General features: G+C 31.5%; 12 protein-coding genes. 2 read left to right on the top strand and 10 right to left on the bottom strand.

The window, feature by feature from the left end; genetic code table 11:
• Positions 1-62: 62 nt before the first annotated feature.
• Positions 63-1,214, bottom strand: a complete 1,152-nt coding sequence (locus O3802_RS02120) for an MFS transporter (RefSeq protein WP_371458091.1) — start codon at positions 1,212-1,214, stop codon at positions 63-65.
• 8 nt (positions 1,215-1,222) lie between these two features.
• Positions 1,223-1,915, bottom strand: coding sequence for a CPBP family intramembrane glutamic endopeptidase (locus tag O3802_RS02115; protein ID WP_371458090.1), 693 nt, complete (start codon positions 1,913-1,915; stop codon positions 1,223-1,225).
• A gap of 309 nt (positions 1,916-2,224) precedes the next feature.
• Here O3802_RS02115 and O3802_RS02110 point away from each other — a divergent pair, with 309 nt between their 5' ends.
• Positions 2,225-3,598: a glycine--tRNA ligase gene (locus tag O3802_RS02110; RefSeq protein WP_371458089.1), complete on the top strand. Its 1,374-nt coding sequence runs from the start codon at positions 2,225-2,227 to the stop codon at positions 3,596-3,598.
• A gap of 23 nt (positions 3,599-3,621) precedes the next feature.
• Here O3802_RS02110 and O3802_RS02105 read toward each other — a convergent pair whose 3' ends face one another.
• The 5 genes from O3802_RS02105 to ileS all read right to left on the bottom strand — a co-directional run bounded on the left by O3802_RS02105 (position 3,622) and on the right by ileS (position 13,552).
• Positions 3,622-5,376 (bottom strand): ABC transporter ATP-binding protein, encoded by a 1,755-nt coding sequence (locus O3802_RS02105; RefSeq protein WP_371458088.1) that lies wholly within the window; start codon positions 5,374-5,376, stop codon positions 3,622-3,624.
• A 1-nt stretch (position 5,377) separates the two neighbouring features.
• Positions 5,378-7,120: an ABC transporter ATP-binding protein gene (locus O3802_RS02100; RefSeq protein WP_371458087.1), complete on the bottom strand. Its 1,743-nt coding sequence runs from the start codon at positions 7,118-7,120 to the stop codon at positions 5,378-5,380.
• Between the two features lie 35 nt (positions 7,121-7,155).
• Positions 7,156-7,890, bottom strand: a complete 735-nt coding sequence (locus tag O3802_RS02095; protein WP_371458086.1) for an NAD-dependent protein deacylase — start codon at positions 7,888-7,890, stop codon at positions 7,156-7,158.
• Between the two features lie 74 nt (positions 7,891-7,964).
• Positions 7,965-10,529 carry a preprotein translocase subunit SecA gene (gene secA, locus O3802_RS02090; RefSeq protein WP_281665571.1) on the bottom strand — a complete coding sequence of 855 codons (2,565 nt, stop codon included), beginning with the start codon at positions 10,527-10,529 and terminating at the stop codon, positions 7,965-7,967.
• Between the two features lie 290 nt (positions 10,530-10,819).
• Positions 10,820-13,552 carry an isoleucine--tRNA ligase gene (gene ileS / locus O3802_RS02085; protein WP_371458085.1) on the bottom strand — a complete coding sequence of 911 codons (2,733 nt, stop codon included), beginning with the start codon at positions 13,550-13,552 and terminating at the stop codon, positions 10,820-10,822.
• A gap of 484 nt (positions 13,553-14,036) precedes the next feature.
• Here ileS and O3802_RS02080 point away from each other — a divergent pair, with 484 nt between their 5' ends.
• Positions 14,037-14,294 (top strand): SemiSWEET family transporter, encoded by a 258-nt coding sequence (locus O3802_RS02080; RefSeq protein WP_371458084.1) that lies wholly within the window; start codon positions 14,037-14,039, stop codon positions 14,292-14,294.
• A gap of 165 nt (positions 14,295-14,459) precedes the next feature.
• Here O3802_RS02080 and O3802_RS02075 read toward each other — a convergent pair whose 3' ends face one another.
• The 3 genes from O3802_RS02075 to O3802_RS02065 all read right to left on the bottom strand — a co-directional run bounded on the left by O3802_RS02075 (position 14,460) and on the right by O3802_RS02065 (position 16,837).
• Positions 14,460-15,077, bottom strand: a complete 618-nt coding sequence (locus tag O3802_RS02075) for a hypothetical protein (RefSeq protein WP_371458083.1) — start codon at positions 15,075-15,077, stop codon at positions 14,460-14,462.
• 154 nt (positions 15,078-15,231) lie between these two features.
• Complete coding sequence (locus O3802_RS02070; protein ID WP_371458082.1) at positions 15,232-15,948, bottom strand: DUF554 domain-containing protein; 717 nt, start codon at positions 15,946-15,948, stop codon at positions 15,232-15,234.
• A 241-nt stretch (positions 15,949-16,189) separates the two neighbouring features.
• Entirely contained in the window at positions 16,190-16,837 is a 648-nt protein-coding gene (locus O3802_RS02065) for a glutamate racemase (protein WP_371458081.1), read from the bottom strand.
• Positions 16,838-16,850: the final 13 nt, after the last annotated feature.

Below are 16,850 nucleotides of genomic sequence, written 5' to 3'. Positions count from 1 at the left end.
CCAAATATACTTATATCAAAAAAGAACCATAATTTAATAAATTATGATTCCTCTTCTAAATTTTATTTTTCTCTAATTCTTGTTGCAAATATCGTTCCTACTAGAGCGATTCCTGCAGATACATAAAACACTAAGGATGAATTTATATCCCATATTGCCCCCATAATATAAAGACCAATGGTCATGCTAAGTTGGTAGCATATCGCTGTATATAATATTTGCATATCAATTATTTTTTCAGTATTAAATCTACTATTTAAAATTAAAATAAAAGCAATGTGAGATACTGCAAAAGTTATTGCATGAAAAGTTTGCATTACGGCAAATACATATATATTATGAAATAATGCTAACATTAACCATCTTATTATTGCTCCCACTCCTGAAAAAATTAGTAATTGAGTTGGCTTTATTTTCCCTATTATTTTTTTAGAAAAAATAAAAAATAAAATTTCAGCTATTACTGATATATTTAATATTAATCCTGACATCCATTTAGCACTAATATTCATACTATCCAAGTATAATGCGTTATAATTATTATATGCTGTATGTGACAACTGATATAAAAATATAACTAAAATAAGTAATATAGCATTTTTATCTTTTAATATCCAACTATATAATTTACCTGTATTATTGTTATCACCTTTATTAACAGTAAGAGTACAAACTAGCTTAGGTTGAGGTAAAAACATAAAAATTACATATAAAACTAATAATATAATAAGTATATAATACAATGCGACACTACCTACATATCCTATAATTCCACCAGCAGCTATCCCAACCAATGTAAAACTTACAGATCCCCATGTCCTTGCTTTTCCATAATCAATACCTTCTTCTTTTAAAAATAAAGATGCCAAACTTTCTATAAATGGTGCAACTGTATAATAAACTAGACCAAACATAAATGTTATAAGAGTCAAGACTATTTTGTTATTTGTAGTTCCATAGCTCAGTGCAAGTAAAACGCCAGCTATCACCGATATCTTTAGCGATAAACTAATATTATATCTCTTTAATAAATATGGATTCAAAAAAATTCCACCTAGAAATCTAGCAAAATATAACATCGAAAATATTGAACTTGCTTCTAAAACAGTTAAATTTTTCACACCTGTGAGATACAAAATCCAAAATGGTAAAAATACTCCATTAACTGCAAATTGCAAAAAATAATTTATTGATAACCAATTTTTTGATGACATAACGCCTCCTACTGTATTGCAAGTTGAGCTATTACTACTATTGTATTCATAGTAATATGTGCTACCATTGGTGTCAAAATACTTTTAGTTTTTAAATATAAAAAGCTAAAGACAAATGACATCATTATATATAATATCATGATTGGAGAAAATCCATCATGCGGTATAGCAAATAATATGCCAGTTATTAACGCTGGGATTACAAATCTAATCCATCGTTTACTTCCCAACATAATATCATAAAAATATCCAAAAACTGCTTTTCTAAAGAATAATTCTTCCATTATCGGACCTAAAAAAATAACATATACTATAAATAAAGGATTTAATTTTATTATCTGAACAACATTACTTGTATTTTTGCTACTTGCTTGAAACTCAAAAATTTCAGACAAATATTGTAATGTCCAATTTATCACCCCTTGTAATAGCATCATTGCGACAAATCCTGCTAACCCTATCGCTATATTTAGCAAAATAGTTGATTCTTTTTTTCCTCTATCAATATCATTATGCGACCTAGATGCTATAAAAATCATAATAATAGTTGCTAATGCTGCTATTCCTAATGAAATATTCAATCGTGAGTTAACACTTAATGTTAGTGGTAATAGTGATGGTATAATAAATACCGCTACAAAATAAATAACACCACTAGTTATAAGATGTTTTATATCGCCTCTTTGAAATGAAACCCTCATATAACCTCCTCAATAACTTAATATTAGTTTATTATAACACTTATACTTTATACTTACAATAAATCACGAACAGTTAAAATAATTTTTTAATCTTTTCCTTGAAAGTTTTTTAGTTAAATGTTAGAATAATAGATATAGTAGCGAGCTGTTGATGGTGAAAGTTCAGCAAAATATTTGGCATAATTTATTATATATTGAATATTAAAGATGAGTTTTTACTAATCAGGGTGGAACCGCGGAATTTATTTCGTCCCTAGGTATACTTTAGAGTATATCTAGGGATATTTTATTTTAAAGGAGGAATTAAATATGGAGAAAATTTTATCTCTTGCAAAAAATAGAGGATTCGTATTTCAAGGATCTGAAATTTATGGTGGACTAGCTAATACTTGGGATTACGGTCCATTAGGTATTGAACTAAAAAATAATATTAAAAGAGCATGGTGGAAAAAATTCATTCAAGAATCACCATATAACGTTGGATTAGATGCTGCTATCTTTATGAATCCACGTACTTGGGAAGCATCAGGTCACGTTGGAAACTTCTCTGATCCAATGATGGACTGTAAATCATGTAAATCACGTCTTCGTGCTGATAAACTTATTGAAGAATATTATTTCAAAGAAAAAAATGAAGATGTTGTTGTTGATGGACTACCATTTAAAGAATTAGAAAATATTATTGAACGCGAAAATATTAAATGTCCAGAATGTGGTAAACATGATTTCACTAATATTAGACAATTTAACCTTATGTTCAAAACAAATCAAGGTGTTGTAGAAAACTCTACAAGTGAAATCTATCTACGCCCAGAAACTGCACAAGGTATTTTTGTTAACTTCAAAAATGTTCAACGTAGTATGCGTAAAAAACTGCCATTCGGTATAGGGCAAATTGGTAAATCATTCCGTAATGAAATTACACCTGGTAACTTTATCTTCCGTACTCGTGAGTTTGAACAAATGGAACTTGAGTTCTTCTGTGTACCAGGAACTGAATTAGACTGGCACAAAACATGGAAAGATACATGTGAAAACTGGTTATTAGATTTAGGGATGACAAAAGAAAATATTCGTTTACGTGATCATGATCCAGAAGAGCTTTCTCACTATTCTAATGCAACAACTGATATCGAGTTTAAATTCCCATTTGGATGGGGAGAACTTTGGGGAGTTGCTTCAAGAACAGATTACGATTTAAAACAACATATGGAACACTCTGGTCAAGATTTAACTTATCAAGACCTTATTACAAATGAAAAATATATTCCATATTGTATTGAACCATCTGTTGGTGTTGATCGCGTCCTACTAGCATTCTTATGTGACGCTTATAATGAGGAAGAAGTAGGAGAAAATGATACTCGTACAGTTCTTAAATTCCATCCGGCTCTGGCACCATATAAAGCAGCTATTCTACCACTTTCTAAAAAATTAAGTGATAAAGCAAGTGAAGTTTATTCACAGCTTGCAGCTGATTTTATGGTAGATTTTGATGAAACTGGTTCTATCGGTAAACGTTATCGTCGTCAAGATGAAATCGGTACTCCATTCTGTATCACTTATGACTTCGAATCTGAAAATGATGGTATGGTAACTGTTCGTGAGCGTGACACAATGGAACAAACTCGTATCTCTATTTCAGAATTAAAACAATATATAGAAGAAAGAATTAAATTCTAATACTAAAACCTCTAACTAATAAACTAGTTAGAGGTTTTCTCTATACTTAGCATCCCTGCTTGAAGCTGGTACATTTTGTAATATGTTCCTTTTTGTTGTAATAATTCAGCATGTGTACCACTTTCAATTATCTCACCTTTATCAAGTACATAAATACAGTTTGCATCTTGAATAGTGGATAATCTATGAGCTATTGCTATCGTCGTACGTCCCTTTCTCATTTTCTTTAATGAGTTTTGTATTATTTCTTCTGTTTCAGAATCAATATTTGCTGTAGCTTCATCCAAAATTAAAATCTTAGGTTGTGCTGCTATAGTTCTTGCAAAAGTAAGTAGCTGACGTTGTCCACTTGAAAAAGTTGAACCACGTTCTGTAACTGGACTTTTATATTTTTCAGGTAGCTGCATAATAAACTCATCAGCATCGACAAATTCAGCCACCGCTTTGATATCACTTTCAGTTAAAGACTTATTATACATTTTTATATTAGATTCAATAGTTCCATGATATAAAAATGGATCTTGTAGTACTAAACCTATTTTATTTCGTAATTCTTTCATTGAATAATCTTTTATATCCCGTCTATCAACCAGAATTTCCCCACGGTCAAATTCATAAAATCTTAAAAATAGATTTATTATTGATGATTTCCCAGAACCAGTTGATCCCACAAATGCAATAGTTTCTCCTTTATTCACCTTAAACGAAATATTTTTCAAAACATCATTCTTCCCATCATAAGAAAAACTCACATTTTTAAATTCAATATTTCCTTCTTCAATTTTATAATTACTATCCTTTTGAGCAGGTTCATATTCCTTATTATCAATAAGTTCAAAAACGCGCCCTGCAGCTATCATAGATGTCTGTAAAACAGAAAAATTTTGCATAAGCTCTATAAGTGGATTGAACAGCTGATTTGTATATTGAATAAATGCGTAAATTATCCCAGCTGTAAAACCTGCAGTTTGCCAACTAAGCCCAAAATAAGTCAATATTACTCCATAGGCCAAAATTTTTAACAATGCCATGGCTGGGCGAAGTAATAAACTATCCACCGATAAAGAGCGACTCATGTAATGTAGATGTTCTTTATTTACTTCTTCAAAATCTTTTATTAAGCGTTCTTCTTGATTAAAAGCTTGAATAATTCGCATACCTTCTATCGATTCCGATAATTTTGTATTTAAATCACTAAGTTTAGCACGAGTAATTTTTACTAGCTTACTAGATAATCTTTGGTACAAATAAACTGAACCTATCATTATTGGAAGAAACAATATCATTAAAACTGTTAATCCAGGGCTAAGAGAAATCATCGCTCCTATCGTTACAACAAACATCAAAATAGAGTTAAGAAAACTAGAAAAAATTGTTCCAAACATATCAGCAACTGCTTGTGTATCATTTGTTAATCTTGAAACAATCGAACCTACTGGTGTTCTATCAAAATAAGACATTCTTAATTTTTGAAGATTTGTAAAGCTCTCCTCACGCAAATCGCTGACTATACTATACGCAACTTTGGAAAAGTAATATTCACCTATAAAGGTAGAAATAACCCTAAATAAAAATAGCCCATAATAGATGATTAATAAACCAAGCCCTGCACTTGCAATACCTTTTGTTATATAGTTATCAATATAATATTGAGCTAAAAGAGGAATTGCAGTAGCTACAATACTTGTTAAAAGGATAAATGTTAATGCGACTGCTGTAAAAGTTTTATATCTTAGCATATAATTAAGCAATCTTAAAAAAGTATTATTTTTTTTCAACCTATTCTCCTCCTTTTAACTGTTCTTCTAACTGTTGGTTACTGTATGTTTCTTTATACCAACCATCTTGGGCTAACAACTCATCATGCGTTCCACGTTCAATAATTTTTCCATTATCCATAACGATAATTAAATCAGCATGAACAATAGCTGATAATCTATGGGCAGTAATAATCGTTGTCTTCCCTTTTCTCTCTTCTTTTAGATTTTCTAAAATAATATTTTCCGTTTTTGCATCAACTGCTGATAGAGAATCATCAAGTATTAAAATATCCGGGTTCATAATTAATGCACGGCTCATCGCTATACGTTGCTTTTGACCTCCAGATAATGAAACACCTCTTTCTCCAATAATAGTATCAATTCCATCTGGCATACTTTTTATATCATTATATAAGCCACAAAGTTTTGTAACTTCTTCTACTCTTTCATCCGAATATGCTGGATCAGCAAAGCGAATATTTTCTTTTATAGACATCGCAAATAATACTTGATCCTGTGGAACATACCCTATTAAACTACGCAAATCTTTTAATTTATAGTTTTTAATATTTTCACCGTTTAAAAGAATTTCTCCATCCACTACATCATATTCTCGTAGTAATAACTTCAGCAATGTTGTTTTCCCAGAACCTGTAACTCCAACAATACCTAATGTCTGACCCTGCTCTATTGAAAACTTAATTTCTGACAATACTGATTTATCTAAATATACAAAATTAGAAATATTATATTCTAATCGGCCATTGACTGCTACTAATCCTTCTTTTGCCGTTTCTTTTACAGAACTTTCTTCAGCTAGTAATTTTTCAATACGTCCATAAGAAACATCACCACGTTGACCTATATTATACAACCACCCTATTGCTTGAAGCGGCCAAACTAACATATCTAAGTATGTTACAAAGGTTACTAACTCTCCAACGGTCATCTCTCCATTAGAAATAAAGATTCCTCCAGAAATTAAAGTCAAAGTATATGAAAGTCCAATAAAAACAAGCACCATAGGATTAAATAGTGCATTATATTTTGAGGCAGTAATATTTTTAATAAAAACTTCCTTATTAATTTCTTTAAAGCTTTCTATTTCATCATTACCGTAACCAAACGACTTAGTAACACGAACACCCGAGGCATTTTCTTGAACCTTACTATTTAAATCTGAAAACGACTCCTGCGCCTCTTTAAAACTTTCATAGTTTTTATCACCTAATTTATTAACTGCATATGCCATAAACGGCAATGGTAATATCGCTATAAAACTTAACTTTGGACTTATTAATAATACCATTGTTCCTAAAGTTACCAATGCTGTAATAGACGCATCAACCGCCGACATCACGCCTCCACCTGCAACCATTACAACAGAGTTAATATCATTTGTAGCGTGCGCCATCAAATCACCTGTACGATATTTTTGATAAAACGATGGAGACATCTTTGTAAAATGTTGAAATAGTCTAAAACGTAATAATCTTCCAAGATTATACGCTGCACCAAAGATATACACTCGCCAAACATACCTTAACCCATACATTATTAAAGCTGCTGATACTAAGTAAGCTAGATTTATAAATAAATACTTATTTGTTAACTCTCCTGACGCAATATTATCAACAACATTTCCTATCACTCTTGGCGGTATTAAATTAAAAACACTTACTAACGATAATGCAAGTATTCCTACTATATATCGTTTCTTTTCGAGTTTTAAAAACCATCCAATTTTTCTGATAATATTCATAAAATCTCCTTTCTCGTTTAGTTAATTATATTTCACTACTTTACATTATTTATCTTTTCGAAAACTTCCCCTATTTTTCCACTAATAACTAATGTTGCCATTCTATCTTGAGATGTTGAAGTTTTATTTATAACCACCAAATGATTTCCTCTAAAATGTCTTATTAGATTTGCCGCTGGATATACACTAAGTGAGGTTCCTCCTATTATTAATACCTCTGCCTGCTCTATATACTTAATCGCAGAACTAAATACCGTCATATCCAATTCTTCTTCATATAACGTAACATATGGTTTTATAATACCACCACACTCACATAGAGGAATAATACTCTCTTTTGCTAAAAACTCCTCTAAGTTATAATGCTTTCCACACTTACGACAGTAGTTACTATCTACCGTACCGTGAAGTTTTAAAACATTTTTACTTCCTGCTATTTCATGTAAAATATCAATATTTTGAGTAATAACAGCACGAAGTTTTCCTTTATTCTCAAGTTCTGCCAAAAAATAATGTGCTTTATTAGGCTTAGCATCTGGATATATCAAATGTTCTTTATAAAATTTAAAAAAATCTTCTGGGTACTTCTCGAACATCGTACGTGATACCAGTTGTTCTGGAGTAAAATGTCGTCCTAATTCTACACTAAATATACCATTAGCACTACGAAAATCTGGTATATTTGACTCGGTAGAAACTCCAGCACCACCAAAGAACACTATATTATTACTTTCTTGAATAATTCTTTTTAATTCCTCTATTTTTTTCATAAAACCACTCCATTTCTATTACATAATTTAAGATAAGGAAACCTATACTATAAGTTTCCTTATCTGTTAAAATACTATTTCTCTTCTTTTTGCTTTTGAGCTTTTAACTCTTTGATACGTTGTTTTCTCTCAGCAATACGTGCTTTTTTCTCTTCGCGAGATGCACTTCTTACTGGACCACGAGAAATATGCTCTTTACTGTCATTAGTAACAAGATTTGTTTTTTCTTCTTTAAGCTCTATTTCTTCATGACGTTCAACCTTGATACGTAATAAGTTAGCAACTACTTCGCATTCTATCTCGTCTATCATATATTCAAACATTTCGTGTCCTTCGTTTTTATATTCACGAAGCGGATCTATTTGACCATATGAACGTAAGAAAATACCTTTGCGTAGTTGATCCATTTGGTCGATATGGTCTGTCCAACGATCATCTATTACATTTAAAAGAATATATCTTTCAAATGAATTCATAGTCTCATCACCAAGAAGCTCGCGTTTTTGTTCATATTCATTATTAATTTTTTCAAGAGCAAGTTGTTTAATTTCTTCATCAGACATAACTTCACTATACTCATCTTCTTTTATAGGACATTGTCCTAAGAATTTTTCATTTAGTGATTTTACAATTTCTTCTGTTTCTTCTTTTTCACTATGTGCTTCTAATGTTTGAGTTGCATATTCGATAGTTTTCTCAACTGCTTCTTCTGTCATTCTATCAATAATATCAGTAACTACTTCATTTTCTAAAACTTCATTTCTTTCAGCATACATAATTTCACGTTGTTTACGTAAAACATCATCATACTGAAGAACTTGTTTACGTGCATCGTAGTTGTTACCTTCTACACGTTTTTGAGCACTTTCTACAGAGCGGCTGACCATTTTACTTTCAAGAGGTGTATCATCTGTTTTACCCATAAGTCTTTGTAATCTGTCAGCACCGAAACGAACCATAAGTTCATCTTCTAATGATAGATAGAATCTACTATATCCTGGGTCACCCTGACGTCCAGAACGCCCACGTAACTGGTTATCAATACGACGTGATTCATGACGTTCTGTACCAATTACAGCTAAACCACCTAGTTCACGAACACCTTCACCTAGTTTTATATCTGTACCACGCCCAGCCATATTAGTAGCGATTGTTATAGAACCTTTTTGTCCCGCTTGTTTAATAATTTCTGCTTCACTTTCATTTTGTTTAGCATTTAGCACTTTATGAGGAACTCCATATTTATACAGAAGTCTAGAAACCAATTCACTGGTTTCGATAGATACTGTACCTAAAAGTACTGGTTGTCCTCTATCGTAACATTCTTTAACCTCACGAGCAACCGCATTAAATTTGGCTTCCATAGTAGAGTAAATAAAATCCGGAGCGTCTATTCTCATAATAGGTTTATTCGTTGGTATTGTTGTTACATACATATTATAAATATTTCTAAATTCTTCTTCTTCTGTTTTAGCTGTACCCGTCATACCGCTAAGTTTTTTATACATTCTAAAGAAGTTTTGGAATGTAATAGTCGCCATTGTCTTACTTTCTTTTTGGATAGCTACACCTTCTTTAGCCTCAATAGCTTGGTGCAATCCTTCAGAAAAACGGCGGCCTGGCATTGTACGCCCTGTAAATTGGTCAACGATTAGAATTTCTCCATCTTCTGCAACCACATAATCTACATCAAGTGCCATAGTATAGTTCGCTTTTAACGCTTGGTTTATGTGGTGTGTTAAATCAACATTTTTCAAATCATAAAGATTTTTTAGTCCAAAGTAACTTTCTGCTTTATCAATACCATTTTCAGAAAGTTGAATAGCCTTAGTTTTTACATCTAGAGTATAATCGCCATCGCTACCATCCTCTTCCTCAGCGCGTTTCAAGGTTTTAACAAAAGCATTAGCTACTTGATATAGTGATGTAGACTCTTGTCCTTCTCCCGAAATGATAAGCGGTGTTCTCGCTTCGTCAATCAAAACAGAGTCGACCTCATCGATGATTGCATAGTTTAGTGGACGTTGAACACGAGCTTCTACAGATTTCACCATATTATCACGTAAATAATCAAAACCTAATTCATTATTCGTCGAATAAGTAATATCTGCATTATAGGCAGCTCTTTTTTCTTCAGAATTCATTGAATTTAGATTTAAACCTACTGATAATCCTAAATAATTATATAAAACCCCCATCTCTTCAGCATCACGTTTAGATAAGTATTCATTGACTGTTACTACATGAACACCCTCTCCTGCTAAAGCGTTTAAATATACAGGCATTGTAGCCGTAAGAGTTTTCCCTTCCCCTGTTCTCATCTCTGCGATATCACCACGGTGTAGTGCAATACCACCCATAACTTGAACTTTATAAGGTTTCATACCTAATGCACGGAAAGCTCCTTCACGTGCAGTTGCAAATGCATCTACCAATATATCATCTAATATATCAGCAACTGCTCTGCCTTTTTCTTTTTCTTCTTCAATATATTCTTTAAATTCTTCAGCTTTGTTTTGTAACTGTTCATCACTAAAACTAGCATATTCTTCTTCCTTAGCTAATACTTTATCAGCTAATTTTGCTAAACTTTTTACTTCTCTTTTATTAGCATCAAATAATTTTCCTAAAATAGCCATTAAAATTTTCCTTCCGACATATTTTCTGTGAAAATGATATTATATCATTTTTATTCATCATTTAATTATAACACTCATTTCATAGTAACGCAACAACAAAGTAACGATTTTAAGTTGGTATTAACTTGATTATCACATATTTCAACATCTACTTTTTCCTGAAAATTTTTAAGAAATTAAAAGAAAATATTTATATCTCGACATGAAAAATATTTTTTATTAGTTGGATTATTGATAATAAAGTATAAAAAATTCGAACTAACTTAAGTTAGCTCGAATTTTCTACTTTATTATTTATTTAAAATACTGTGACATCTGTGGCAAAGACTTTCTTCAGTCACTTCTTCCACAATGTTCCAACAACGTTCACAACGGTGCCCTTGGGCTTTTGTTACTTTTACAGTAGCTAAATCATAAGTTGCTCCGTCATTTTCTTTTACCTCTACACTACTTACGATAAATAATTGGTGTAGGTTGGCAACAGAGTTCAATAATTCAACCACTTCACTATCATTACTGTAAATTTCCACAGCAGCTTCTAGAGATTTACCGATAACTTTTTCATTACGGCTTTCTTCTAGCGCTTTGTTAACATCATCACGTACTTCTAAAAGCTTGTCCCATTTTGCTTCTAATGCGGCATCTTCAATTACATTTTTCTCAGGGAAGTCTAATAAATGTACAGACTCAGCATCTTCGTATGGCATATTGTCATAAATTTCTTCTGCAGTAAATGACAAGATTGGTGCGAATAATCTAACAGACTTGCTCAAGATAGTGTAAAGAACTGTCAGCATACTACGACGTTTAGATGAATCTTCACCTTCGATATAAAGAATATCTTTACCGTAGTCTAAGTAGAATGAAGATAATTCAACGTTAAAGAAGTTTGTAAGTTCACTAGTAATACTATTGAATTGGTAGTTTTCATAGTAATCAAGAACATTTGCTACAACTTTTTCAAACTTAATCATCATGTACTTATCTAATTCTTCTAAATCAGCATATTCTACTAAGTCTTTTCTGTTATCAAAACTTCCGTTAAATAAGTTTCCTAATAAGAAACGATAAGTATTTCTGATTTTTCTATAAGTTTCTGATACTTGTTTCAAGATATCATTAGAAATACGAACGTCTTGTGTGTAGTCTACACTTGCAGACCATAGTCGAATAATCTCTGCTCCTAATTGTTTACCAACATCATTAGGTGAAATAACATTACCTAGAGATTTACTCATCTTGTTACCATTACCATCCATAACAAATCCTGCAGATACTAACTCTTTATATGGAGCTGCACCAGAAACTGCTACTGATGTAATTAACGAAGAGTTAAACCAACCACGATATTGGTCACTTCCTTCTAAGTAAAGGTCAGCTGGGTAAGTTAGATCATCACGAACTGCACAACATCCTTGGTGAGATGTTCCAGAGTCAAACCATACGTCCATGATATCCATTTCTTTAGTGAATTCACCATTTGGACTTCCTGGATGAGTATATCCTTCAGGTAATAATTCTTTAGCTTCTTTGTAGAACCAAACATTTGAACCTTCTACTTCGAAGATTTTCGCTACATGTTCAATTAATTCGTTATCAAGGATAGCTTCACCATTTTCAGCATAGAATACTGGAATTGGCACACCCCAAACACGCTGACGACTGATTACCCAGTCACCACGGTCACGAATCATGTTATATAATCTTGGTTTACCCCATTCACTGTAGAATTTAGTGTTATCTACAGCTTCTAACAATTCAGAACGGAATGCATCAACAGAACAGAACCATTGTGGTGTCGATCTGAAGATAATTGGCTTTTTACTACGCCAGTCATGTGGGTATGAGTGTGTAATATTTTCTTGTTTTAATAATGCTCCTGTTTCAGCTAAGTAAGCAATAATATCTTTGTTTGCATCAAATACGAATTTACCAGCAAATTGTCCAGCTTCTTCTGTAAGTACACCTTGGTTATCAACTGGTGATAATACTCCAAGTTTGTATTTCCCTTGACCAACAAGATAGTCATCAACCCCGTGTCCAGGTGCTGTATGAACTAATCCAGTCCCTGAGTCAAGTGTTACATAATCAGCTAAGATTAATGTAGATGTTCTATCTAAAAATGGGTGTTGACATAAAAGATATTCAAGTTCTTTACCAAAAATTACTTTACCTTCTTCATAATTTTCCCAACCAAATTGTTCAGCTAAGAAGTTTACTCTCTCTTTTGCTAATAAATAGCTCTCTCCGTTATATTTAACTACTTGATATTCAAAATCAGGATGAACCGCAATACCTAAGTTAGCTGGTAATGTCCAAGGAGTAGTTGTCCAAATAACAAACTTAGTTCCTTTTTCTACAACTCCATCTTCACTTACTAAATCAAATGCAACATAAATAGATGGCGAAGTATGATCGCGGTATTCAATTTCTGCTTCTGCAAGAGCTGATTCAGAAGATGGTGACCAATAAATCGGTTTTAATCCTTTGTAGATATATCCTTTGTCTACCATTTTTCCAAATACACGGATTTGTTCTGCCTCAAATTTCGGGTCAAGTGTTAAATATGGGTTATCCCAATCTCCAATAACTCCAAGTTTTTTGAAGTCTTCACGTTGTTTATCAACTTGTTTAAGAGCATAGTCTTTACATTTATTTCTAAACTTAGTAGCTGGCATAGATTTTCTATCTACTCCATTGTTTACTAATACTTGCTCGATTGGAAGACCGTGTGTATCCCAACCTGGAACATAATTAGAAACAAAACCATTCATATTTTTATATTTAACGATAAAGTCTTTTAAAATTTTATTTAATGCATGTCCGATGTGGATGTTCCCATTTGCATATGGAGGTCCATCATGAAGAACATATGTAGGTTTCCCCGCATTTTTTTCTAATACTTTTCTGTATAAATCCATCTCTTCCCAACGTTTTAAAAAGTTAGGTTCTTTATTTGGAAGATTTCCACGCATTGGAAAATCAGTTTTTGGCATTAATAATGTATCTTTTAATTCTACCATTGTTTCTCCTTTCAAAATAAAAAGCTCTTAGTAAAAGTTATAGAGGGCGAAATGTATCCACGGTACCACCTCTTTTAACTCTTACTAAGAGCACTCGTTAAGTCATATTTTATTTTTAAGTAAAGTGATAACTATCTATGCTTTTATGAAGCTTTTCACCTACCAGCTTCTCTCTAAATAATCCACATATTAGCCTTGTCTTTACTCACGATAGACTTATTATATTACATTAGCAATAAACTTTCAAGTGTTTTATGTGAATTTTATAGCAAATTATCAGAAAATAATTTATATAACTATAAAAATATAGAAATAATAATTTATGTTATACCATTTTTTGTACCCTAAAATTATTTTATAAACTACATTATTACGAAAATAGTTTATTTCCTATTGATATAAACATATATAAAACTTATTCTTGCATTATTATAGACGATATGTTAGTATATATAATTATAACTTTTAAGAGGAGACAAAACTAGTGGATAATAAATTTTTAAAAAAACTTGGTTGGATTGCAACATGTACATCAATGCTTATGTATATTTCATATATTTCTCAAATATCTGGGAATTTACATGGTCATAAAGGGGACTTTATTCAACCTTTTGTTGCAGGTATTAACTGTTCTCTTTGGGTTCTTTATGGTTTCTTAGGAGAAAAACGTGATTGGCCTTTAGTTATAGCTAACACTCCTGGTATAATTTTTGGATTTACTGCTGCATTTACAGCATTGTAAAACAACTAATTTAAAACTAAAAATATAAGTAGGTATCCAATAAAAATATTTAAATAAATCCCCATTAGATATTTTTATATACTCATTATATTTTTTAATAAGAATTACTTCTAAACACATACCCTCTTTACCTAATAACAACAATATTAGGTAAAGAGGGTAATTTTATCTACTATATTGTAATAATTGTGAATTAGTAAGCGAGGCTGTGACAGTTATCTTTCCGCCAACGACTTCTATTCCTACTACTTTTACAGGCAATCCTAGCGACTTAATAGTAATCGTATTCCCACTAATACTAACACCCGTCCCAGTTAATACTTCTTTTAAATATTTTTCTAAAGCAAAATCAGGGATTGGAACCTTACCAATTTTCGCATCTTCTAAAATTAATTCTACCTTATTATTAGCTCCTAGCACTCTTATTTTAGCTGATATTTGAGTATCCCATAAACCTAGTTTAACTGGCAATTTAGCTTCGATTCCATTACCAACCAATTTAAAACTTCCTTCTAGTAATTGGGAATCTTTCCCAACAGAGTTTTGAAGAATTGATGCCAACATATCATCGTCAATCTTAGCAGTTGTTAATAATTTTGAATTTTTATAACTAGCATTTTTTGTGAATTCTATATTCAAATCATTTATAGTTTTTGTTGGCTTTATATTCGCTAGTTTTTCAGATTTTTTTATATCTACACTCGGCGTCAAAGCATAAGTTGCCCCACCACCTATAAGCGCCAATACTATCACCAAGGATAGCAATTTTCTCAATGTTTTCATTTTAGACATCTCCTTATTTCCATTACACTCTACACTATACTAAAAAAAGTTAAAACATGGTTAATAAATACAAAAAAATAAACCTAAAGTGTTAGATAAGAACTAACACTCTAGGTATTTTTCGCTATTAATATTTTAATCTTAAAGTCATTATTTAGAATGGTAGAAACGCAAAGATTACCGCTATTATTATCGCTGGTAACATGTTTGCTATTCTTATTTTCAATTTCCAAATAATATTAGCACCTACACAAAATATTAAAACTGAACCAACTAATGATAAATTAGATAATGCTGTTGGTGTCATAATAGGCTCCATAAACTTCGCAAGAACAGTTATTCCTCCTTGGAATATAACTAACGGAACTACAGAGAAAATACTTCCACGACCATTTGCAGCAGTAAATATTAAGATTGTTATCCCATCTAAAACCGTTTTTGCCATAAGAACGGAATAATCATGAAATAGCGCATCTTGAATAGCTCCCAATATAGACATTGCACCGATACAAATGGTTAGTGAGGCCATAATAAATGAATCTACAAATCTATTATCTTTATCACTCTTTGTAATTTTTTTCAAATAAATTCCTAAATTTTCAAAAAGGCGCTCAATGTTTAGCAGCTCGCCTATCAAAGTACCTAATGTTAAACTTACAACTAACATCATCGCCCCTTGAGAAACAACCTTATTTTCACTAATCCTAAGAGCATGTTCACACGCACCAATTATTCCTAAAAATATAACAGAAATAGCCGCAGCTTTCATAATAGCTTCTTGCATATTTTTTGATATTCTATGCCCTATAAGCATACCGACGAAACCACCTGCTAGCACACCTAATGCGTTAATTAGAGTCCCTAATCCCATTAAATTATCCTCTTTTCTTAGTTTTATAATAAATATAAAATCATACTTTCCTAAAACTAACTATATCTCGCTTTAACAACTAATGTTTTATTTGTTACACAAGACATCCCTTATTTTCTATACACTATAATTTTATCATGCTTGGTATTTTCTCGCAATATTTTTTGAAAATTGAAAAAACTTTTTTATATAATTTATTATAAAAAACTAACTAAAAATATATTTCTAGTTAGTTTTTTAGCTATTTACTTTTTAAGCTTTCTATCATAAAAATACCAACATCAATTATTGATAATTTTGTAATTTTTTCAAGTTCTTCTTTTATATATGGGAAATGCGTGCAACCTAGAACTACAGCCTCTACTTCTGTTTGTTCGAAATAATTAAATAAATTTTCAAAATCAAAATCAGCAACTATTTTATCTGGACTATTTTTCTCTTCAATAGCTTTTACCAATTCTAGCATTGACAGGCCAAAAACTTTTAACTCTGGATTAGACAAATATAAATTATTTTCTACACCAGTCAGACCATGAGAATTCGCAGCCATAACAGCCAAATATTTATACTCTAATCCCAAATTTCTATACATTTGCATCGGAGTAATAATATTTATTTTGTTTTCAAGAGCTAATCTGTCAAAATCGACAACAGAACTCAAAGAATTACAATAAACAAAAATTGCACTATATTGCTGCTCTTTAATCTCATTTATAAGTTTTACTATTATATCTTCTCGCTCACTGTCATCTAAGGCTTGAAACGTAGTTTGTTCTACAGGATTTTTCGAAATAGGTATTTTTACTATATCTTTATAACCATATTTTTTTAGCAAATCTTCACCAAGTTGCGAATCAATTGGCGTTCCAGCCATAACCGCTATTTTCATCAACATTCCTCCT

Source organism: Gemella sp. 27098_8_92 (assembly GCF_041433685.1).
In the GTDB taxonomy this organism is placed as follows: domain Bacteria; phylum Bacillota; class Bacilli; order Staphylococcales; family Gemellaceae; genus Gemella.
Note: the sequence above shows the minus strand (reverse complement) of the source record. Positions and strands in the feature narration are given on the sequence as shown.